We start from the raw sequence: 18,878 nt of genomic DNA, 5'->3' as shown, positions 1-18,878 counted from the left end.
TTCAGCCTGCCAAATCGGTCTGGTCCTGCAGCCGGGCCAGCGTTTCGTCGCGGCCAAGCGCAGTCATCATGTCGAACACACTGGGGGTGGCGCTCGTTCCGGCCAGGGCGGCGCGCAGCGGTGCCGCGATCTTGCCCAGTCCGACACCGTTTTCCGTGGCAACCTGCTGGGCCGCCTCCTCCAGATCGTCTCGGGTCCAGCTAGCATTCTGCACCGCAGCAGTCAATGATTTCAGCATACCACGGGATACCGTATCCAGGTTGCGCGCCGCCTTCTCCTCGACCGCGATGGGGCGTTCGATCATCGCGAACCGCGCCTGGTCCAGCAGTCCGGGCAGCGTTTTCGCCTTTTCCTTCAATGCGCCCATCGCTGTCAGGATGCGGCTGCGCTGCGTGTCGGTCAGTGCAGGCGCGCCGGTTTCCGACAGGTAATCCTGCAGCGCGGCCAGCACCTGATCGTCGGGCATCCGCCCGATATGGTGGCCGCTGACATGTTCCAGCTTCTTGAAGTCCAGGCGCGCGGGCGCACGTCCGATCCCCTCCAGCCCGAACCACTCGCGGGCCTGGGCATCGTCGAACAGCTCGTCGTCGCCATGGCTCCAGCCAAGCCGCGCCAGATAGTTGCGCATGGCCGCCGGCGGATAACCAAGCGCCGCGAATTCGTGCAGCCCCACCGCGCCGTGACGCTTGGACAGCTTCTTGCCGTCCTCTCCGTGGATCAGCGGGATATGGGCATAGGTCGGGCGCGGCCAGCCCATCGCGTCGATGATCTGGATCTGGCGCGCGGTGTTGGTCAGGTGGTCGTCGCCCCGGATCACGTGGGTCACGCCCATGTCGTGATCGTCCACCACCACGGCCAGCATATAGGTGGGCGTCCCGTCGCTGCGCAGCAGCACCATGTCGTCCAGCTGGTCGTTGACCACGCGCACCGCGCCCTGCACCTGATCGTCGATCACCGTCTCTCCGTCGCGCGGCGCCTTCAGGCGGATCGCATAGGGCGCGTCGGGCAGGTCGGTCGCATCGCGCCACGGGCTGAGGAAGGGCTGGCGCGGGTTCGCCTCGCGCCAGGCCGCGATCTCGTCGGTGGTGGAGAAGCACTTGTAGGCCGTGCCCTGGTCCAGCATCTGGCGGGCGACCTCGGCGTGGCGGTCCTTGCGTTCGAACTGGCTGACGGGTTCGCCGTCCCAGTCCAGGCCCAGCCAGGTCAGGCCCTTCAGGATTGCCGCGGTGGCCTCGGGGGTCGAGCGGGCGCGGTCGGTATCCTCGATCCGCAACAGGAACTTGCCGCCCCGCCCCCGCGCGAACAGCCAGTTGAACAGCGCCGTCCGGGCGCCGCCCACATGCAGATATCCGGTGGGAGAGGGGGCGAAACGGGTAACGATCTGGGTCATGGCGGCCTTCGGGCAGGGTCTGGCGCGGCACGGCGTTAACGCTTTGGTAAGCATCCCCGTGCCATCTTGCGGCCAAGTGATAGTCACCGGGTCGCGAAAGGACAAGGATGTTGCCCCAATCGGGGGCGGTCGCGCCCCCCCTGCCTCAGACCGCAACCCGCCCTGTGGCCGCCCCGCGCCCCGCCGCGGCGCTGCGCGCGGGACTGTTTCCCTGGGTGCCGGTCTGCCTGTCGGCCGGGATCGGGCTGTGGTTCCTGCATCCGACGCTGTTCGGCGCGGCCCATTGGACGGTGATGGCCTGCCTGCTGGCGCTGTCGCTGACCATCGCACGCCACGCGCCCCTTTGGGCCGACCGAGGCCGGATCGGCTGGCCGCAGGCCGATGCCGTCCATCTGGCCGCACTGGCGCTGTCCTTCGTGATCGCCGGCACCGGCCTGGTCGCGTTCCGCGCCGCGCATGTCGCGGCCCCGGTCTTGGAATGGCGCTATTACGGCCCGGTCGAGGGGCGGGTGATCCAGATCGACCGGTCGGGGCGCGACCGGATGCGCCTGACGCTGGACGGGGTCGTGCTGCATGACCTGTCGCCCGACCGCACGCCCGCGCGGGTGCGCCTGTCGCTGATGGGCGACGACGCATTGCCGCCCCTGGGCCAGCGGGTGATGCTGACCGGGCATCTGGGCCCGCCCCCGGCGCCGTCGTCTCCGGGCAGCTTCGATTTCCGGATGTTCGCATGGTTCGACGGCCTGGGCGCCGTCGGCTATTCGCGCACGCCGATCATGGCCGTGGCGCCGCCGCAGGGGGGCGTATGGTGGGCACACCGGGCGCGCATGTCGATCAGCGCCGCGATCCAGGACCGCATCGGCGGACAGGCCGGCGCGGTGGCCTCGGCCCTGATGACCGGCGACCGCTCCGGCATCGCCGAGGAGACGAACGAGGTGATGCGTGCCTCGAACCTCTACCACATCATCTCGATCTCGGGGCTGCACATGGGGATGCTGGCGGCCTTCGTCTATGGCGCGGTGCGCATGGTCCTGGTGGGGGTGCAGGGCGTGGGGATCGGCCTGGCGCGACCGATGCACAAATGGGCGGCCGGCATCGCGCTGGCGGCGGCGGCGGCCTATCTGTGGCTGTCCGGCGGCGGGGTCGCGACCGAACGGTCGTTCATCATGGTCGCCGTCATGCTGGGCGCGATCATCGCCGACAGGCGGGCGATTTCCCTGCGCACGGTCGCCCTGGCCGCGACCATCGTGCTGATCTATTCGCCCGAGGCCGTCGTCAGCGCCGGCTTCCAGATGAGCTTTGCCGCCACCGTGGCCTTGATCCTGGTCTATGGCCCCTGGGCGCGGGTGTCCCCGCGCCTGCCATGGTGGCTGCGCCCGGTGGCGATGCTGATCGTGTCGTCGCTGATCGCCGCCGTGGCGACATCGCCCATCGCCGCGGCGCATTTCAACCGCATGGCGCAATACGGTCTGCTGGCGAACCTGCTGGCGGTGCCGGTCATGGGCACGCTGGTGATGCCCGCGGGCGTCATCGGCGCCCTCCTGGCCCTGGTCGGGCTGGAGGCGCCGGCCCTGTGGGTCATGGGTATCGGTACGGAATGGATGCTGTGGGTCGCGCGATTCGTGGCCGATCTGGGCGGGGCGGTGACCGGTGTGGCCAAGCCGCCCGCCGCCGTGGTGCCGCTGATGGGCTTTGGCGCGGTGCTGGGCATCCTCTGCTGGCGCCCCGCGGCGCGGCGTGGGGTGCTGACGCAGGCAGGCTTCGTGCTGGCGATGACGCTGCTGATCGCCGCCGCCGCGCTGTGGATGAATGCCCGCCGCCCGCTGCTGCTGATCGCGCCGGAGGGCGAGGCCGTGGGCCTGATGACCCCCGAGGGCCGCGCCATCTCGAAACCCTCGGGCGGCGCCTTCGTCGTCTCGACCTGGCTGCAGGAGGACGGCGACATGGCCGACCAGGAAACCGCCGCCGCCCGCCCGGCCTGGACCGGCGACCGCCGCGACCGGCAGGCGACCCTTTCCGGCGGCTGGCAGGTCTGGCACCTGACCGGAAAGGGGTCGGGGGCCCGCGCCGCCGCCGCCTGTCGTCCCGACCGCATCGTGGTCGCGACCGAACCCGTCGACGTCGACGGCAAGCCGCGCTGCCTGCTGCTGGACCCGAAACGCCTCCGCCGCAGCGGCGCCGTCGCGATCCGCATGACCGCGGATGGACCGCAGGTCACCACGGGTCAACCGATGCGGCTGTCGCGATAGCACGGGCCCGCGGCCCGGGGCGCGATCGCGGCGCACGGTCGGCCAGACAGGCTCTTACGACCCGCAGGCGACCCCCGCGCCATGCGCAACCGCCGACAGGGTCGTCGTCAGGCCCGCGTCAGCCGCGCGACCAGATGCCGCGTCACCGGGGCCACCACCAGCACCGCCGGAAAGGCCACCGCCCAGCTGGACAGCCAGTTCCCCAGCCACAGCCCCGCGACCCCGTCGGACAGACCCACCGCCCGGACCGTTGCGATCCCCGACACCAGCGACGACATCAGCCCCGACAGGAAGAAGCCGAATAGGATCGGGGCATAGCGTGCGGGTATCATCCGGCGATCTTTCCGAAACCCATCCCCGCCCCTCGCTCAGGCCAGCTCGGCAAAGACCTTGCCCAAGGCCTTGTCCAGCTTCTCGAACATCTCGTCCATCTGCGCGGGCGTCAGGATGAAGGGCGGGCACAGCACGATCGACTGCCCCAGGGGGCGACAGATCAGACCCATGTCGGTGCAGGTGTTGGCAATCCGCTCGCTGACCGACAGATGCCCCTCGAAGGGCGTCTTGGTCGCCTTGTCGCGCACCGCCTCCAGCGCCCACATGAAGCCCACGCCGCGATATTCGCCGATGTTCGGGTTCTGCGCCAGCTGCCGCAGCCCGTCCTCGAAGCGCGGGGCCAAGTCGATGACGTTCTGCGCCAGCCCCTCGTTCATCACCACGTCGATGGCCTTCAACGCGATCGCGCAGCCGACCGGGTGGCCCGACGCGGTGAAGCCGTGCGGGAACTCCTCGATCTTGTCGATGGCGGCCTGCAGGCGGTCGGTCAGTTCCGGCCCCAGGATCACCGCGCCCATCGGGAACAGCCCCGCCGTCAGGTTCTTGGAGCTGATGATCGCGTCGGGGACGAAATCATAGGTCACAGACCCCCAGGTGTTGCCCGTCCGTCCGAACCCGGTGATCACCTCGTCCGCGATCATCGGGATGCCGTGCTTTTTCAGCACCGGCAGGATTGCCTGGAAATACCCCTCGGACGGCGGAATAACCCCACCCGCACCCTGCACGGGTTCCGCGAAAAAGCCCGCGATGGTGTCCGCGCCCTCGCGCTGGATCGTCTCGTCCAGCTCGCGCGCCAGGCGCTGCGTGAACGCCGCCTCGGTCTCTCCCTCCTCTCCGAACCGCCAGTAATGCGGGCAGGTCAGATGGATGAAGCCCGGCAGAGGCAGGCCGAACACCTCGTTATAGGGCTTGCCCGTCATGCTGGCCGATACGGCAGTCACGCCGTGATAGGCGTTCCAGCGCGTCAGGATCTTGCGCTTTTGCGGATTGCCCTCGCTGGCATGCATGAACCACAGCATCTTGACCATGGTGTCGTTCGCCTCGGAGCCCGAGTTCGTGTAGAACACCTTGCCACGCGAAAACGGCGACACCTCGACCAGCTTCTCGGACAGCATCACGGTCTGGTCGGACATCCGCCCGAAGAACGCGTGATAGCCCGGAAAGCGGTCGTACTGATCCTTGGCGGCCTGGGCCAGGCCCTTGTGGTCAAAGCCCGCGACCATGTTCCACAGGCCCGAATTGGCATCCAGATAGCGATTGCCGTTCACGTCGACGACATAGGGGCCCTCGCCATGGGTCAGGACGACGGCGCCGCGCTTGTGGACGCTTGGCAGGTCGGTGAAGCCGTACAGCGAGTATTCGTCGGCGCGTGCTTCCCAGCTTTGCGGGGTGGTCATGGTCGGTCTCCTTGCCGGATCTTGGGGGCAGGCTAGCCGGGCGCCGGGCGGCGTTCAATGGGGGACGCTTGTGCAGATCGTGCAACCGGGGCACAGTTCGCCCGAACCGCCGGAGGAGCCCCCATGAGACACCTGATGCTGGCCGCTGCCGCCACCCTGGCCTGCGCCGCCCCCGCCCTGTCCGAAAACCGCATCGACCTGATCCGCCCCGACGCGCCGGAACTGGCCGCGCGCGGCCCGCATCCGGTCGGCGTGCGCGCCGCCAGCTTCACCGACCCGGACCGCATCGACGTGATCGCGACCACCGCCACGGGCACGCCCCCCACCGCGGAACGCACCCTGCAGGCAGAGATCTGGTATCCCGCGGCCGACGGCACCGAACCCGGCACCACCTATGACACGATCCTGCGCGACGGGGTCACGCCCACCACCCTGACCGGCAGCGCCGCCCGCGACGCGGCACCGGCCGAGGGGTCCTTCCCGCTGGTCATCCTGTCGCACGGCTATCCCGGCAACCGCTATCTGATGAGCCACCTGGCCGAGAACCTGGCCTCCAAGGGCTATGTCGTGGTCGCCGCAGACCATCCCGACAGCACCTACGACGACATGGGGGCGTTTGCCTCGACCCTGGTGAACCGGGCGGTGGACCAGCGGTTCCTGCTGGACAGCATGGCCGGGCTGGAGGACGAGATCGGCGCGATCACCGATGCCGACACGGCGGCCGTCGTGGGCTATTCCATGGGCGGATACGGCGCGATGATCTTTGGCGGCGCGGGCCTGTCGCAGACCGCCATCGACCGGACCGAGCCCGAACGCTTCATCCCGCCGCAGAAGCTGCTGTCCCGGCTGGCCGCGGGCAGCGAGGATCACGCCGCCCTGGTCGATCCGCGCGTCAAGGCCATCGTGGCCATCGCCCCCTGGGGCCGCCAGCACGAGTTCTGGGACGCGGACGGGCTGGCCGGCATGACCAAGCCGCTGCTGCTGGTCGCGGGCAGCGATGACGACGTGTCGATCTATGACGCGATCCGGCAGATCTTCGATCAGACGACCGCGGCGACACGGCACCTTCTGACCTTCGATCATGCCAACCACAATGCCGCCGCCCCGATCCCCGCCCCGGTCGAGGCCTGGGCCTTCTCGGAATCCCTGGGCCGCGCGCCCTTCGACCATTATGCCGATCCGGTCTGGGACAGCGTGCGGATGAACAACGTCCTGCAGCATTTCACCACGGCCTTCCTGGACCAGCACCTGAAGGGAGAGGATCGCGGCGCCTTCCTGGACCTGGTGCCCGATGCCGAGGACGGGGTCTGGTCGGTCGATGACGCGGGCACGCCGGACGCGACCCACAGCTATTGGCCAGGCTTTCCCGATCGCAGCGCCAAGGGCCTGATGTTCGAAACCAAGAACGCCGGTCAGTAGGCCGTCAGGGGCGGCGCAGGCCGATCTGGTCCAGCGCCGCCTCCAGCGCCGTCATCGGGCGGCGATCGCCCACCAGCGCGTCGAACCGCGCGCGCAGGGCGGCCTTTTCGGCGCCCTTGCAGTCGTTCCAGGGCCGCCCCTGCAGCGCCATGTGCAGCACGTAATATCCGATGAAATGCGGACGCTCTCCGGCGTCCATCAGGGCGCGATAGGCCGCGTCCGCCCCCATCGCCCGCAGCGCCGCCGCGTCCGGCACGCCGGCCGCGATCAGCGCCTGCGCGGTGGCGGGGCCGATGTTGCGGATGGTGGTCAGGTCGCTCTCCATCCCGTGCCTTTCCAAAAGCCTGCATTTCCTGTATCGCTGCGCGACCTTCAGGAACAGGCATGACATGACCGCCCATAACCCGGCCGCGAAGAAACTGTTCATCAAGACCTACGGGTGCCAGATGAACGTCTATGACAGCCAGCGCATGGCCGAGGCGATGGGCGCCGAGGGCTATGTCCTGACCGAGGATCAGGGGGACGCCGACATGGTCCTGCTGAACACCTGCCACATCCGCGAGAAGGCGGCCGAAAAGCTGTACAGCGACCTCGGCCGGCTGAAGCCGCTGAAGGCCGCGCGCCCCGACCTGAAGGTCGGCGTCGCTGGATGCGTGGCCCAGGCCGAGGGGGCCGAGATCATCCGCCGGATGCCGCTGGTCGATCTGGTCGTCGGGCCGCAGACCTATCACCGCCTGCCCGCCATGGTGCGCGGCGAGGCGCCCGCCATCGACACCGATTTCCCCGAGGAAGACAAGTTCGACCACCTGCCCGCCCCCCGCGCGACCCGTCGCGCGCCGGCGGCCTTCCTGACCGTGCAGGAGGGCTGCGACAAGTTCTGCGCCTTCTGCGTGGTGCCCTATACCCGCGGCGCCGAGGTCAGCCGCCCCGCCGAACGCATCTTGGCCGAGGCCCGCGACCTGGTCGGACGCGGCGTGCGCGAGATCACCCTGCTGGGCCAGAACGTCAACGGCTGGCATGGGGGCCCGGGCGGTTTCGGCGCCCTAATCCGCGCCCTGGGCGAGATCGACGGGCTTCTGCGGATCCGCTATACCACCAGCCATCCCAACGACATGGCCGATGACCTGATCGAGGCGCATCGCGACGTGCCCCAGCTAATGCCCTATCTGCACCTGCCCGTGCAGTCGGGCAGCGACCGCATCCTCAAGGCGATGAACCGCAAGCACACCGCGGACCAGTACCTGCGCCTGATCGACCGCATCCGCGCGGCGCGTCCCGACATCCTGCTGACCAGCGACTTCATCGTCGGCTTTCCCGGAGAGACGGACCAGGATCACGCCGACACCCTGAGCCTGATAGAACAGGTGGGCTTCGGCATGGCCTACAGCTTCAAGTACTCGCCGCGTCCGGGCACCCCCGCCTATGACCGCCCCGAGGTCGACGCCGCCGTAGCCGACGCCCGCCTGCAGGAGTTGCAGGCCCTGCTGACCCGTCAGCAGCATGCGGTCCAGGACGGCATGATCGGTCGCACGGTCAACGTGCTGTTCGAGAAGGCGGGCCGCGAGGCGGGCCAGATGATCGGCAAGTCCGACTATCTGCATTCCGTCTTCGTCGACACCGACCGCGCCCAGGTCGGTGACCTGCGCCCCGTGCGCATCATCGGCAGCCAGCGCAACTCGCTGCACGGAGAACTGGTCGCATAGCCCGGCGACGGGGCGGCCCGTTCGGGTCTGTGATCGGGTCATCCGCCGGGTCCGGACCGGCCTGCCGCCACATGCGACATGCGGAACGGCCCTGGACCAAGGTCGTGAACCAGGCGGCAGGTCTGTGCCCATGCCGCCACCGTCGTCGGAACGGCAGGATCCGTGATGACGCGGCACTCCTGCATCGCTCCTTAATTGCTGCCAGCGCTGCGCCCCGCATTGCCCGCGACCAGGGCCAACGCGCGGCCGTGACAAGGGCCCTGATGGATCCCCGCGGCACGATTGACGGCGTCCCTCTGCTGCTCCGCATCGCGCGGGGTTTGATCAGGATCAAGGCGCCGCCCGCTCCGCACCGCTACGATGGCTTATCCGCAACAGGAGGCGATCATGGCCTACAAGACGATCCTGACAGTCCTCAGCCACCCGTCCCAAATGCCGCAGCTGGACGATGCCGCGGCGCTTGCCGCGGCGCATGACGCGCATCTGGACATCCTCTGCCTGGGCATCGACCACAGCCAGGCCGGGTACTTCTTTCCCGGCGGCACGTCCTATGGATGGCAGGAGGCGATCGACAGCGCGCTGACCGATGCCAATGCGCTGGACCGCAAGGTGCGCGACCGCATGGCCGCGTCCCACGACCTGCGCTGGTCCTGCGAGGCCGCGGTGACCCAGTCCCTGGGCATCGCATCGCTGGTCGGCCTGCGGGCGCGGTTCTCGGACTTGGCGATCCTGGCCAGCCCCTATGCCAAGGGCCAGCCCGGCGACGCCGAACTGATCACCGAGGCCGCGCTGTTCGAGGGGGCCTGCCCCGTCCTGGTCCTGCCGCAGGGCTGCGAGCCGGTTGCCGCGCCGCGCCGCATCCTGGTCGCCTGGAACCAGTCGGCCGAGGCTCTAGCCGCCATCCGCCGCGCCCTGCCCCTGCTGCGCGCCGCCGAGATGGTCGAGGTGACCTGCATCGATCCGCGCAGCAGCGGGCCGGAACGCTCCGATCCGGGGGGGGCGCTGACGCAGATGCTGACGCGGCACGGCGTCCACGCCCAGATCGCGGTGCTGGCCCGCACCGCCCCCCGCATCAGCGACGAGATCAACCGCCGCGCGATAGAGGTCGATGCCGACATGGTGGTGATGGGCGCCTATGGCCATTCCCGCCTGCGCGAGGCGATCCTGGGCGGTGCGACGCGCAACATGCTGGAACAGGCGCGCGTGCCGGTCTTCCTGGCGCGTTGAAGACGTACGCCGCCTTGCGGGGATGCGCGCAGGGGGGTGCGGGGGGACGGCCAGTCCCCCCGTCGTCGCGGGACGCAACTCAGACGCCGCGCCGGTTGCCCCACAACAGGACATGCAGCTGCGGCAGCAGACGGGGCCGGAACCAGCCGTCCGCCATCACCTTGTCGACCAGCCACAGCAGCCGGTCCGCGACATCCTGCGCCGCGACGGGCACGTCCGGGTCCACCTCCGGGTTCCCCGGCTGCAGGACCAAATCCAAGTCCGGATACCGCCCCGCCCAATCGCGCGCCCAGACATAATCGGCATCGTCGAAGACGACGATCTTCAGCACCGTCCGCGTGCCCTGCGCCGCCGCCAGACAGGCCTCGAAGGCCGCCGGGTCGGGCGTCTCGCCGCTGGAGGGCGGCTTGGGGCTCAGCACCAGCAGCGTCAGGTCCGCGAACCAGTCGCGCGCCACAGATCCCTGCGTCTCCAGCGCGAAGCCGTAGCCCTCGGCCCGGCCCGTCGCGATCAGCGGCCCAAAATCCTGGATCGCCGGATTGCCGCCGGAAATGGATACCGTCAGCGGCCGCCCGCCCGACAGCGCGCGCACCTGCGCCCAGACCTCGGCGGTCTGCATCGCCGCCCAGCTGTCGCGAAAGGCGCTGTCCACCGCATGCATCGAATCACACCACGAACAGCGGTAATCGCACCCCCCTGCCCGGACGAAGACCGTGGGCTGTCCGATCAGGGCGCCCTCTCCCTGGATGGTGGGGCCAAAGATTTCCGCGATGCGCAGGGGTTTCATGGCCGGTACTCGGCCCAGGTCTTGGGCGTCTCGCTGACTTTGACGGCGCTAGTCTCGGGCCAGCGTGCCCGGCACCAGTCAAAGAAATGCCGCGCCAGGTTCTCGGCGGTCGAGGGCACGTCCAGCACGTCGTTCAGGTGCCGGTGGTCGAACGTCCCGTCGACATAGGCCTTCAGCGCCGCCAGTTCGTGATAATCGCGCACGAAGCCGTCGGCATTCAGATCCGGCGCCGCCAATTCGACCACGACGATATAGTTGTGCCCGTGCAGCCGCGCGCATTGATGATCGGGCGCCAGATGGTCCAGGCGGTGCGACGCGCTGAAATGGAACTCCTTGCTGATGCGGAACATCACGCACCCCCCACGGCATGGGCGGCCACCGCCGCCTGCCAGAAATCGGCATCGTCGTATTCGGTCGGATCGGCCACGCGCGCCAAGTGGAACGCCTCGCGCCGCTCCACGCAGGTGCCGCAGCGTCCGCAATGGCGCGCCCCGCCCTTGTAGCAGGACCAGGTCTGCGCAAAGGGCGTGCCCGCGGCCGCGCCCGCCGTCACGATGTCGGCCTTGGTGCGGTGAACGAAGGGCACGTCCAGCACGACATCGGCATACCCCTCCAGCGCCGCGCGCTGCATGGCGGCGAAGGCGTCCGTGAAACCGGGCCGGCAATCGGGATAGATGAAGTGATCGCCCCCGTGGACCGCGGCCGCCACCGCCGAATCGCCATTGGCGGCAGCGATGCCAAAGGCCATGGTCAGCATGATCGCGTTGCGGTTGGGGACCACCGTCACGCGCATCGTCTCTTCGGCATAATGGCCGTCGGGCACGGCCAGATCGTCGGTCAGCGCCGATCCCGACAGCGCCGCGCCCAGTCCCGACAGGTCGACCAGGTGGAACGGCACGCCCAGCCGCAGGGCGCAGGCGCGGGCAAAATCCAGCTCCTTGCGATGCCGCTGGCCGTAATCAAAGCTGACGATGCGCGACAGGCGCCCCTGGGACGCAAGGACATGGGCAAGCGAGACGGAATCCAGCCCGCCCGAGCAGACAAGTGCAGTGTGCATGTTTGAACCCTTGTTTTTGTGACCCGGGTAGGCTGCGACCGGGAAGCTGCCGCTTAGCAGAGCGAGCACACGATGAAAAGCGCCGCCCTCAGGCGGTCGCCCCGTCGTCGCCCGTCCCGCCCGATTCGGCGATCAGGCGGGCGTAATCGGTCAGGGTGACGCCGCGCTTGCCCACGATCTCGATGATGCCGTCGCGGCGCAGGGCGGTCATCTGGCGGCTGACCGTCTCGATTGTCAGGCCCAGATAGGCGGCCATCGCCTCGCGCGTCAAAGGCAGCTCCAGCACGATGCGGCCCGCCGGGCGGCGCTTCTGCAAGGCCGCCTGCCGCCGCGCGATGATGGCGATGAACGAGGCGATCTTCTCGCGTGCCGTCTTGCGGCCCAGAAGCAGCATCCATTCGCGCGCCGCGTCCAGCTCGTCCAGGGTCATCTCCAGCAGGCGATGCGCCAGGTGCGGGATGCGCTGCATCAGCTGGTCGAACGGCCCACGCCGGATACAGCACAGCACCACCCCCGTCGCGGCGGTGGCATTGTAGGCGGCCGTGTCGCGCCCCGGCCGGCCAAGGAAATCGCTGGGCAGCAGCAGGCCCACCATCTGGGCGCGCCCGTCCTCCAGCGTCCGGGTCAGCGTCGCCACCCCGCTGACGACCGAGGCCACGAAATCCATCCGGTCGCCCTCCCAGACGATCGGCTGGCCGGCCTCGAAGCTGCGATAGAACTTCATCCGTTCCAGCAGGGCCAGCTCGTCGCCCTCGCATTGCGCACAGACGGCGCGATAGCGGATGGGGCAGTCGCCGCAGCGCGCGCCGGCTTGCAGGGGGCTTGACGGTTGAACCTGGGTCGGAACGGGGGCGCGCATGGTGATCCCAAGGATAGGCCCATGGGGTGCGCGGCGCAACGACAGGCGAACCGAATCGTTCGCCTGTCACGAAGCGCCGGCCGGAGCGACCCTTGGGGTCAGTGCGCCTCGGCCCAGTTCATCCCTTGACCCGCATCCACGACCAGGGGCACCGACAGCCGCACCGACGGTTCGGGCGCGGCCTCCATGATGGTCCGGGCGCGGGCGATCAGGTCGTCCACCGCATCCTCGCGCACCTCGAAGACCAGTTCGTCATGCACCTGCAGCAGCATGCGCGCGGGCAGGTCGGCGATGGCGTCGGGCATGCGGATCATCGCGCGGCGGATGATGTCGGCCGCAGCCCCCTGGATCGGCGCGTTGATCGCCGCGCGACGCGCGCCCCCGGCGGCAGGCCCCGAGGTGTTGATGCCCGGCGTGTTGATGCGCCGCCCGAACAGCGTGGTGACGTAACCGTCCTGCTTCGCGTCGGCGACGGTCTTGTCCATATAGGCGCGGATCTCGGGGAAGCGTTCGAAATAGGTGTCGATGAAGCTCTGCGCCTCGGCCCGCGGGATGCGCAGGTTCCGGGACAGCCCGAACCCCGAGATGCCGTAGATCACGCCGAAGTTGATCGCCTTGGCGCGACGGCGGATCATCGGGTCCATCCCTTCGACGGGGACGCCGAACATCTGGCTGGCGGTCATGGCGTGAATGTCGATCCCCTCGCGGAAGGCCTGCTTCAGCGCCGGGATGTCGGCCACATGCGCAAGGATCCGCAGCTCGATCTGGCTATAGTCCAGGGCCACCAGCTTGAACCCCTCGGGCGCGATGAAGGCCTGGCGGATGCGGCGGCCCTCCTCGGTCCGGATCGGGATGTTCTGCAGGTTCGGCTCGGTCGAGGACAGCCGCCCCGTCTGCGCGCCGGTGATCGAATAGCTGGTATGGACCCGCCCCGTTTCCGCATTCACATAGGTGGGCAGCGCGTCGGTATAGGTCGATTTCAGCTTGCTGATCTGACGCCAGTCCAGCACCCGCGCGGGCAGGTCGTGGCCTTCGGCGGCCAGATCCTCCAGCACGTCGGCGCTGGTGGAAAACGCCCCGGTCTTGCCCTGCTTGCCGCCGCTCAGTCCCATCTTGTCGAACAGGATCTCGCCCAGCTGCTTGGGGCTGCCGATGTTAAAGCTCTGCCCCGCCAGCCCGTGGATCTCATCCTCCAGCCCGGCCATCTTCTGCGCGAAGGCGTTCGACATGCGCTTGAGCACATCGGTGTCGATGCGGATGCCCGCCATCTCCATCTGGGCCAGGACCGGAATCATCGGCCGTTCCAGCGTGTGATAGACGGTGGACACCTTCTCGACCGGCAGCATCGGCAGGAAATGCTGATAGAGGCGCAGCGTGACATCGGCATCCTCGGCCGCATAGGGCGCGGCCTTGTCGATGGCGACCTGGCCGAAATGCAGCTGCGCCTTGCCCGACCCGATCAGCTCCTTGATGGGAATGCATTTGTGGCCCAGATAGCGCTCGGCCAGCTCGTCCATGCCGTGATTATGCGTGCCCGCGTTCAGCGCATAGGACATCAGCATCGTGTCGGCGACCGGGGCCATTTGGATGCCATGTCGGGCCAGCATCTTCCAGTCGTATTTCAGGTTCTGCCCGATCTTCAGGATCGCGGCATCCTCCAGCACCGGCTTCAGCGCGGCCAGCACGGCGGCGGGGTCCAGCTGCCCCGCCACCCGCGCGGACTGGCCGAACAGATCGTCGCCCCCCGCGACATGGCCCAGGGGGATGTAACACGCCCGCCCCGGCGCGACCGCCAGGCTGATGCCGACCAGATCGGCCTGCATCTCGTCCAGGCTCGTGGTTTCCGTGTCGATGGCGACCTGCCCCGCCTCGCCGATCGCGGCGATCCAGGCGTCCAGCGCCTCGGGCGTGGTCACGGTCTCATAGAGGCCCATGTCGATGGCGGGTTGATCGGGGGCCGCGGGCGCCTCGCTGGCGGGGGCCGCCTGCACGGCCGGGGCCTCGGCGCCCAGGGATTCCGCCACGCGGTTCGTCAGCGTGCGGAACTCCATCTCGGACAGGAAGGCCAGCAGGCGGTCGGCATCGGGGGCCTTCACCTCAAGGGACTCCAGCGTCACGTCCAGCGGCGTGTCGCAATCCAGCTGCACCAGACGCTTGCTGACGCGGATCTGGTCTGCATGCTCGATCAGGGTCTGGCGGCGCTTGGGCTGCTTGATCTCCTCGGCGCGCGACAGCAGCGTCTCCAGATCGCCGTATTCCTGGATCAAGAGGGCCGCAGTCTTGATGCCGATGCCCGGCGCGCCCGGCACGTTGTCGACCGCGTCGCCCGCCAGCGCCTGCACGTCCACGACGCGGTCGGGGCCGACGCCGAACTTCTCGAAGACCTCGTCGGGGCCGATCAGCTTGTTCTTGATCGGGTCCAGCATGTCGACGCCGTCGCCGATCAGCTGCATCAGGTCCTTGTCGCTGCTGATGATCGTGGCCGTGCCGCCGGCATTGCGCGCCGCGCAGGCCATGGCGGCGATGATGTCGTCGGCCTCATAGCCCTCGGTCTCGATGCAGGCGATGTTGAAGGCCCGCGTCGCGTCGCGGGTCAGCGGGAATTGCGGGCGCAGATCCTCGGGCGGTTCGGGGCGCTGCGCCTTGTAGGCGGGATAGATCTCGTTGCGGAAGGTCTTGGAGGAATGATCGAAGATCACCGCCGCGTGGGTCGGCGCGGTATGCCCGTCATCGGTCTGCACATAGCGCCACAGCATGTTGCAGAACCCCGCGACCGCGCCCACCGGCAGCCCGTCCGACTTGCGCGTCAGCGGCGGCAGCGCGTGATAGGCGCGGAAGATGAAGGCCGATCCGTCGATCAGATGCAGATGACAGCCCTTGCCGAAACGCTCGCCCATGATCACCTATCCTTGCTGGTCAGGGCCGCCTTGTGCCACGACCGGGACCGATCTTCCAGCGCGATGCCCCCAGGAAACCGTCATGCCCAAGATGCGCCGCAAATCCGACCTGCCGACCAAGATCTGCGCGGCCTGCGGCCTGCCCTTCGCGTGGCGCAAGAAATGGGAACGCGATTGGGACAATGTCCGCTACTGCTCGGACCGCTGCCGGGGCAAGGGCAACGCCCGCGGAGAGGCGCCGGGCGGCAAGGCCGCCTCGGTTTGACGACCCCCTCGATGGGGGCGGCAAACCGACGCGGGTCGGGACGATCCTCAGCGGGTCAGTGGTCGTCGTGGGCGTGATCGCGGTCGATCACGAAGCGCTTGTCGCAATAGCCGCAATCGACAAACCCCATGTCCGGGCTGATCGCCAGCCAGACGCGCGGATGGCCCAGGCCCGCCGCATCATCGCCGTCGCAGCTGACGCGCCAGCGGGTCACCACCTCGGTCACGGGGGCGGGGCGGGTCGTGGCCTCTGGCCCGGTTTCGGTCGACAGGGGGGTCTCGGGCGTCACGTGCTGCGTCATGGCTGGCCTTCTTGTGGCGGCGTGCATCATCTGGTCTAACCCCATTAGCGCAGCGCCGCCTGCCTTCGCAAGCTCTGCAAGGATCACCCCATGCCCGACGCCATCCAGATCACCGGTCTTCGCAAGACCTATGCCGCCCAAGGCAACGCCCCGGCCAAGGACGCGCTTAAGGGCGTCGACCTGACCATCCGCGCCGGCAGCATCTTCGGCCTTCTGGGCCCCAACGGCGCGGGCAAGTCGACGATGATCAACATCCTGGCGGGGCTGGTGAACAAGACCGCCGGAAAGGTTTCCATCTGGGGGTTCGACCAGGACGTGAACCCGCGCCAGTCGCGCGCCGCCATCGGGGTCATGCCCCAAGAACTGAACATGGACCCGTTCTTTTCCCCTCGCGCCAGCCTGGAGGTCCAGGCGGGCCTTTACGGCGTGCCGAAATCCGAACGCTGGACCGATGAGCTGCTGGCTTTGGTGGGCCTGACCGACCAGGCCAACGCCTATGCCAGGAACCTGTCGGGCGGGATGAAGCGGCGGCTGCTGCTGGCCAAGGCGCTGGTCCATCGCCCGCACATCCTGGTTCTGGACGAACCCACCGCGGGCGTCGACATCACCCTGCGCGAGATGCTGTGGAAGAATGTCCGCCGCCTGAACGAACAGGGCATGACCATCATCCTGACCACCCATTACCTGGAGGAGGCCGAACAGATGTGCGACGAAATCGCCATCATCAACCACGGCCAGGTGGTGGTGCGCCAATCGACCCAGGACCTGCTGTCGCGCACCGATGGCAAGACGCTGGTGCTGGACACGGGCGGCGCGGTCCCGCACCCGCCCCTGCCCGCGGGCGCGCGCCCCGAGACGCGGCCCGACGGGTGGCTGGCGATCACCTATCCTCCGTCGCGGCTGCGCGCCGACCAGATCCTGGACGCGGTGCGCGCCGCGGGCGTGCCCATCCTGGACGTCGCCGCCGAACAGCCCGACCTGGAGGACGTCTTCGTCGAACTGACCCGCGACTAGATCAGCCGCGCGCCCCGATCATCGGCCCCATGATCGACCCGCCCATGATGTGCAGGTGGAAATGGGGCACCTCCTGCACGCCGTCATGGCCTGCATTGGTGATGGCGCGGAACCCGTTGCCCCGATCCAGGCCCACCCCCTCCAGCGCGCAGACCTGGGCGCACAGCCGCATGAAGCCCGCGATCTCGGCCTCGGACGCGTTGGCCGCGAAATCGTCGAAGGCGACGTAGCGGCCCTTGGGGATCACCAGGACATGGCTGGGCGCCTTGGGCGCGATGTCACGGAACGCCAGGGCGTGATCATTCTCGGCCACGGTGTCGTTGGGGATCTCTCCGCGCAGGATGCGGGCAAAGATGTTGCTGTCGTCATAGGCCATGAATGTCTTCCTTCAGTCGGCAAAAAGATGCGGCGTCTCCGCCAGGGCGCGGGCCTGCGGCTCGGGCACCCCAAGGAACGCGGCCAGCGCCGCGGCGTTGCGATCGGGCCCCGCGGATTCCGAAATGGTCGCCAGATGGCGGAACCCCGCCTCCCTGAGGCGGTCCGCCTCGTGCTGCAGGTCGTTGCGCACGATGGGCAGCAGGCGGTGGACGATGTCGGACGGGGCGTCCGGGCTGACCAGGCCGACCCTGCCCATATGGCCGCGGACGTAATCGTCGTCGAACCGGCTGTCCACGAACAGAACCCGCGTCTGCGCCCGGTCGGCGTCGAAATCGGCGATCAGGCTGACCGCCGACGGATCGACGCAGAACACCAGCCGGTCGCTGCCGAACTGCTCGAACATCAGCTTGACCAGCGCGCGGCGGTGACGCTCGCGCTTGTCCACGGTCGATGCCACGCCGCCCATGTCCGGCAGGTGCGCGTCCTGTTCGTTGAACACGTAATCGACCGCAGGAATGTCCGTGGCGGCGCGGATGGCCGCCGTCAGCCGCTTGGCGACGTGCCATTTCTTGGCCACCACGATCTGGACGACGCGTTCGGCGCCCAGGCTGCCGTCCGTCTCCCAGAACCGCGGGGCAAAGCGGCGCCCGATGCGCCCGCGGCCGGTCAGAAAGCTGAACAGCCGCCGCCCCTCGGCCGAGATAGTGAAATCCTGCCCCGTGGCCTGCCACAGCGCGCCAAGCCGGGCGCGCAGCTCCTGCGCCTCGGGGCTGATCTTGCGGGCGAACAGGTAATCCTGGCGAAGCAGCAGGTCGTAATGGTCGTTGTGGAAATTGATCGGCATCCCGTAATCGCTGAAGATCAGGAAGGTCAGCGTGCGGGTGCGGATCTGCTGGCGCGGCACGACATGGGCCACCAGGGTCTGAAAGAACGTCTCGTCCGGGATCCAGGTGGTGCTGAAAAAGCGCACGATCTCGGGGCGCGCGCGGATCAGGTCCAGGATCGCCTCGACCGTCTGGCGGCGCAGGCACCACCATTGCGACCCGATCATCACCTGCAGATCGTCGGGCACCCGCCGCGTCAGCCCAAGCCGCTGCTGCAGCTGCAGGCTGGCATAGAACAGCGCCTTGTGGCTGCGTTCGTTGAACCAGTGGCGATAGATCAACCGCTCCTTGCGCAGGCCGGTCTTGATCCAGTCGCTGTTGAAGAAGTCAAAGCTTTCGATGTAGTCGCAATCTTCGGCATCCAGATAATTGTACGCGAATTCCGCCGACTTGATCGGCATGCAGTCGCCCGACAGCATGTAGAAATGCGTGGCCTGCGGAAACGCCGTCTCGGCCGCGCGCAGAGCCTCCAGGGTGGCGGCGACCAGCGACCATTCCCCCCATCCGCATCTGCGCCGACGCGCCGCAAAGGTCACGCGGGGATGGTCGTCCAGCGCATCGCGGATCTGCTGGAACATCGCCCGCGGGGCACGCTTGTCGAAATGGATCGACACGTAATCCCCCGTCGCCGTCAGACGCCGCGCCTGATCGATCACACCCTGCGGGTCCTTGTGCATCAGCAGGATGAAGGCGATGCGTGCCATGCGCTGGACGGTCC

Annotated in this window: 18 protein-coding genes; 6 read left to right on the top strand and 12 right to left on the bottom strand. The window is 68.4% G+C overall.

The window, feature by feature from the left end:
* Position 1 precedes the first annotated feature (1 nt).
* Entirely contained in the window at positions 2-1,390 is a 1,389-nt protein-coding gene (gltX, locus tag SY26_RS08090) for a glutamate--tRNA ligase (RefSeq protein ID WP_046000051.1), read from the bottom strand.
* A gap of 107 nt (positions 1,391-1,497) precedes the next feature.
* Here gltX and SY26_RS08085 point away from each other — a divergent pair, with 107 nt between their 5' ends.
* Complete coding sequence (locus tag SY26_RS08085) at positions 1,498-3,639, top strand: ComEC/Rec2 family competence protein (RefSeq protein WP_052715193.1); 2,142 nt, start codon at positions 1,498-1,500, stop codon at positions 3,637-3,639.
* 107 nt (positions 3,640-3,746) lie between these two features.
* On the opposite strand, the gene SY26_RS08080 is transcribed toward SY26_RS08085, so the two are convergent.
* Both SY26_RS08080 and SY26_RS08075 read right to left on the bottom strand, forming a co-directional pair.
* Positions 3,747-3,971, bottom strand: a complete 225-nt coding sequence (locus SY26_RS08080) for a DUF2798 domain-containing protein (RefSeq protein WP_046000050.1) — start codon at positions 3,969-3,971, stop codon at positions 3,747-3,749.
* A 36-nt stretch (positions 3,972-4,007) separates the two neighbouring features.
* Positions 4,008-5,369, bottom strand: a complete 1,362-nt coding sequence (locus tag SY26_RS08075; RefSeq protein WP_045981777.1) for an aminotransferase — start codon at positions 5,367-5,369, stop codon at positions 4,008-4,010.
* Positions 5,370-5,492: 123 nt separating this feature from the next.
* Between SY26_RS08075 and SY26_RS08070 the strand changes: the two genes are divergently transcribed.
* Complete coding sequence (locus SY26_RS08070; RefSeq protein ID WP_046000049.1) at positions 5,493-6,788, top strand: alpha/beta fold hydrolase; 1,296 nt, start codon at positions 5,493-5,495, stop codon at positions 6,786-6,788.
* A 4-nt stretch (positions 6,789-6,792) separates the two neighbouring features.
* Here the strand turns inward: SY26_RS08070 and SY26_RS08065 are convergent, their stop codons facing one another.
* Positions 6,793-7,113, bottom strand: a complete 321-nt coding sequence (locus tag SY26_RS08065; RefSeq protein WP_046000048.1) for a TfoX/Sxy family protein — start codon at positions 7,111-7,113, stop codon at positions 6,793-6,795.
* A 64-nt stretch (positions 7,114-7,177) separates the two neighbouring features.
* Here SY26_RS08065 and miaB point away from each other — a divergent pair, with 64 nt between their 5' ends.
* Together miaB and SY26_RS08055 are read left to right on the top strand one after the other, a co-directional pair.
* Positions 7,178-8,491, top strand: a complete 1,314-nt coding sequence (gene miaB / locus SY26_RS08060) for a tRNA (N6-isopentenyl adenosine(37)-C2)-methylthiotransferase MiaB (protein WP_046000047.1) — start codon at positions 7,178-7,180, stop codon at positions 8,489-8,491.
* A 387-nt stretch (positions 8,492-8,878) separates the two neighbouring features.
* Positions 8,879-9,718, top strand: a complete 840-nt coding sequence (locus SY26_RS08055; protein ID WP_046000338.1) for a universal stress protein — start codon at positions 8,879-8,881, stop codon at positions 9,716-9,718.
* A 79-nt stretch (positions 9,719-9,797) separates the two neighbouring features.
* On the opposite strand, the gene queE is transcribed toward SY26_RS08055, so the two are convergent.
* The 5 genes from queE to polA all read right to left on the bottom strand — a co-directional run bounded on the left by queE (position 9,798) and on the right by polA (position 15,318).
* A complete protein-coding gene (gene queE / locus SY26_RS08050) occupies positions 9,798-10,505 on the bottom strand; it encodes a 7-carboxy-7-deazaguanine synthase QueE (RefSeq protein WP_046000046.1) in 708 nt (235 codons plus the stop codon).
* A complete protein-coding gene (queD, locus tag SY26_RS08045) occupies positions 10,502-10,855 on the bottom strand; it encodes a 6-carboxytetrahydropterin synthase QueD (RefSeq protein WP_046000045.1) in 354 nt (117 codons plus the stop codon). Before queD ends, queE begins: the two co-directional genes overlap by 4 nt.
* Entirely contained in the window at positions 10,855-11,562 is a 708-nt protein-coding gene (gene queC, locus SY26_RS08040; RefSeq protein WP_046000044.1) for a 7-cyano-7-deazaguanine synthase QueC, read from the bottom strand. Before queC ends, queD begins: the two co-directional genes overlap by 1 nt.
* Positions 11,563-11,650: 88 nt before the next feature.
* On the bottom strand, positions 11,651-12,421 hold the full coding sequence (gene fnrL, locus SY26_RS08035) for a transcriptional regulator FnrL (protein WP_046000043.1): 771 nt from the start codon (positions 12,419-12,421) through the stop codon (positions 11,651-11,653).
* Positions 12,422-12,519: 98 nt separating this feature from the next.
* Positions 12,520-15,318 (bottom strand): DNA polymerase I, encoded by a 2,799-nt coding sequence (gene polA / locus SY26_RS08030; RefSeq protein WP_046000042.1) that lies wholly within the window; start codon positions 15,316-15,318, stop codon positions 12,520-12,522.
* Positions 15,319-15,400: 82 nt separating this feature from the next.
* On the opposite strand from polA, the gene SY26_RS08025 reads away from it, so the two are divergent.
* Positions 15,401-15,583: a DUF2256 domain-containing protein gene (locus tag SY26_RS08025; RefSeq protein WP_046000041.1), complete on the top strand. Its 183-nt coding sequence runs from the start codon at positions 15,401-15,403 to the stop codon at positions 15,581-15,583.
* Between the two features lie 55 nt (positions 15,584-15,638).
* On the opposite strand, the gene SY26_RS08020 is transcribed toward SY26_RS08025, so the two are convergent.
* A complete protein-coding gene (locus SY26_RS08020; protein ID WP_045981767.1) occupies positions 15,639-15,884 on the bottom strand; it encodes a zinc-finger domain-containing protein in 246 nt (81 codons plus the stop codon).
* Between the two features lie 90 nt (positions 15,885-15,974).
* Between SY26_RS08020 and SY26_RS08015 the strand changes: the two genes are divergently transcribed.
* The gene (locus SY26_RS08015) at positions 15,975-16,898 is read left to right on the top strand and encodes an ABC transporter ATP-binding protein (protein WP_046000040.1); all 924 of its coding nucleotides are present in this window, start codon (positions 15,975-15,977) and stop codon (positions 16,896-16,898) included.
* Position 16,899: 1 nt separating this feature from the next.
* Here SY26_RS08015 and SY26_RS08010 read toward each other — a convergent pair whose 3' ends face one another.
* On the bottom strand, positions 16,900-17,274 hold the full coding sequence (locus tag SY26_RS08010) for an HIT domain-containing protein (RefSeq protein ID WP_045981765.1): 375 nt from the start codon (positions 17,272-17,274) through the stop codon (positions 16,900-16,902).
* A 12-nt stretch (positions 17,275-17,286) separates the two neighbouring features.
* Positions 17,287-18,864: a DUF5928 domain-containing protein gene (locus SY26_RS08005; protein WP_045981764.1), complete on the bottom strand. Its 1,578-nt coding sequence runs from the start codon at positions 18,862-18,864 to the stop codon at positions 17,287-17,289.
* Positions 18,865-18,878 lie beyond the last annotated feature (14 nt).

It is taken from the genome of Paracoccus sp. 228, assembly GCF_000967825.1.
Classification (GTDB): Bacteria; Pseudomonadota; Alphaproteobacteria; order Rhodobacterales; family Rhodobacteraceae; genus Paracoccus; species Paracoccus marcusii.
Note: the sequence above shows the minus strand (reverse complement) of the source record. Positions and strands in the feature narration are given on the sequence as shown.

Excerpts from the sequence above, each read along its gene's own strand:
- gltX (WP_046000051.1), bottom strand. The coding sequence starts at position 1,390 with ATGACCCAGATCGTTACCCGTTTCGCCCCCTCTCCCACCGGATATCTG.
- SY26_RS08085 (WP_052715193.1), top strand. The coding sequence starts at position 1,498 with ATGTTGCCCCAATCGGGGGCGGTCGCGCCCCCCCTGCCTCAGACCGCA.
- SY26_RS08080 (WP_046000050.1), bottom strand. The coding sequence starts at position 3,971 with ATGATACCCGCACGCTATGCCCCGATCCTATTCGGCTTCTTCCTGTCG.
- SY26_RS08075 (WP_045981777.1), bottom strand. The coding sequence starts at position 5,369 with ATGACCACCCCGCAAAGCTGGGAAGCACGCGCCGACGAATACTCGCTG.
- SY26_RS08070 (WP_046000049.1), top strand. The coding sequence starts at position 5,493 with ATGAGACACCTGATGCTGGCCGCTGCCGCCACCCTGGCCTGCGCCGCC.
- SY26_RS08065 (WP_046000048.1), bottom strand. The coding sequence starts at position 7,113 with ATGGAGAGCGACCTGACCACCATCCGCAACATCGGCCCCGCCACCGCG.
- miaB (WP_046000047.1), top strand. The coding sequence starts at position 7,178 with ATGACCGCCCATAACCCGGCCGCGAAGAAACTGTTCATCAAGACCTAC.
- SY26_RS08055 (WP_046000338.1), top strand. The coding sequence starts at position 8,879 with ATGGCCTACAAGACGATCCTGACAGTCCTCAGCCACCCGTCCCAAATG.
- queE (WP_046000046.1), bottom strand. The coding sequence starts at position 10,505 with ATGAAACCCCTGCGCATCGCGGAAATCTTTGGCCCCACCATCCAGGGA.
- queD (WP_046000045.1), bottom strand. The coding sequence starts at position 10,855 with ATGTTCCGCATCAGCAAGGAGTTCCATTTCAGCGCGTCGCACCGCCTG.
- queC (WP_046000044.1), bottom strand. The coding sequence starts at position 11,562 with ATGCACACTGCACTTGTCTGCTCGGGCGGGCTGGATTCCGTCTCGCTT.
- fnrL (WP_046000043.1), bottom strand. The coding sequence starts at position 12,421 with ATGCGCGCCCCCGTTCCGACCCAGGTTCAACCGTCAAGCCCCCTGCAA.
- polA (WP_046000042.1), bottom strand. The coding sequence starts at position 15,318 with ATGGGCGAGCGTTTCGGCAAGGGCTGTCATCTGCATCTGATCGACGGA.
- SY26_RS08025 (WP_046000041.1), top strand. The coding sequence starts at position 15,401 with ATGCCCAAGATGCGCCGCAAATCCGACCTGCCGACCAAGATCTGCGCG.
- SY26_RS08020 (WP_045981767.1), bottom strand. The coding sequence starts at position 15,884 with ATGACGCAGCACGTGACGCCCGAGACCCCCCTGTCGACCGAAACCGGG.
- SY26_RS08015 (WP_046000040.1), top strand. The coding sequence starts at position 15,975 with ATGCCCGACGCCATCCAGATCACCGGTCTTCGCAAGACCTATGCCGCC.
- SY26_RS08010 (WP_045981765.1), bottom strand. The coding sequence starts at position 17,274 with ATGGCCTATGACGACAGCAACATCTTTGCCCGCATCCTGCGCGGAGAG.
- SY26_RS08005 (WP_045981764.1), bottom strand. The coding sequence starts at position 18,864 with ATGGCACGCATCGCCTTCATCCTGCTGATGCACAAGGACCCGCAGGGT.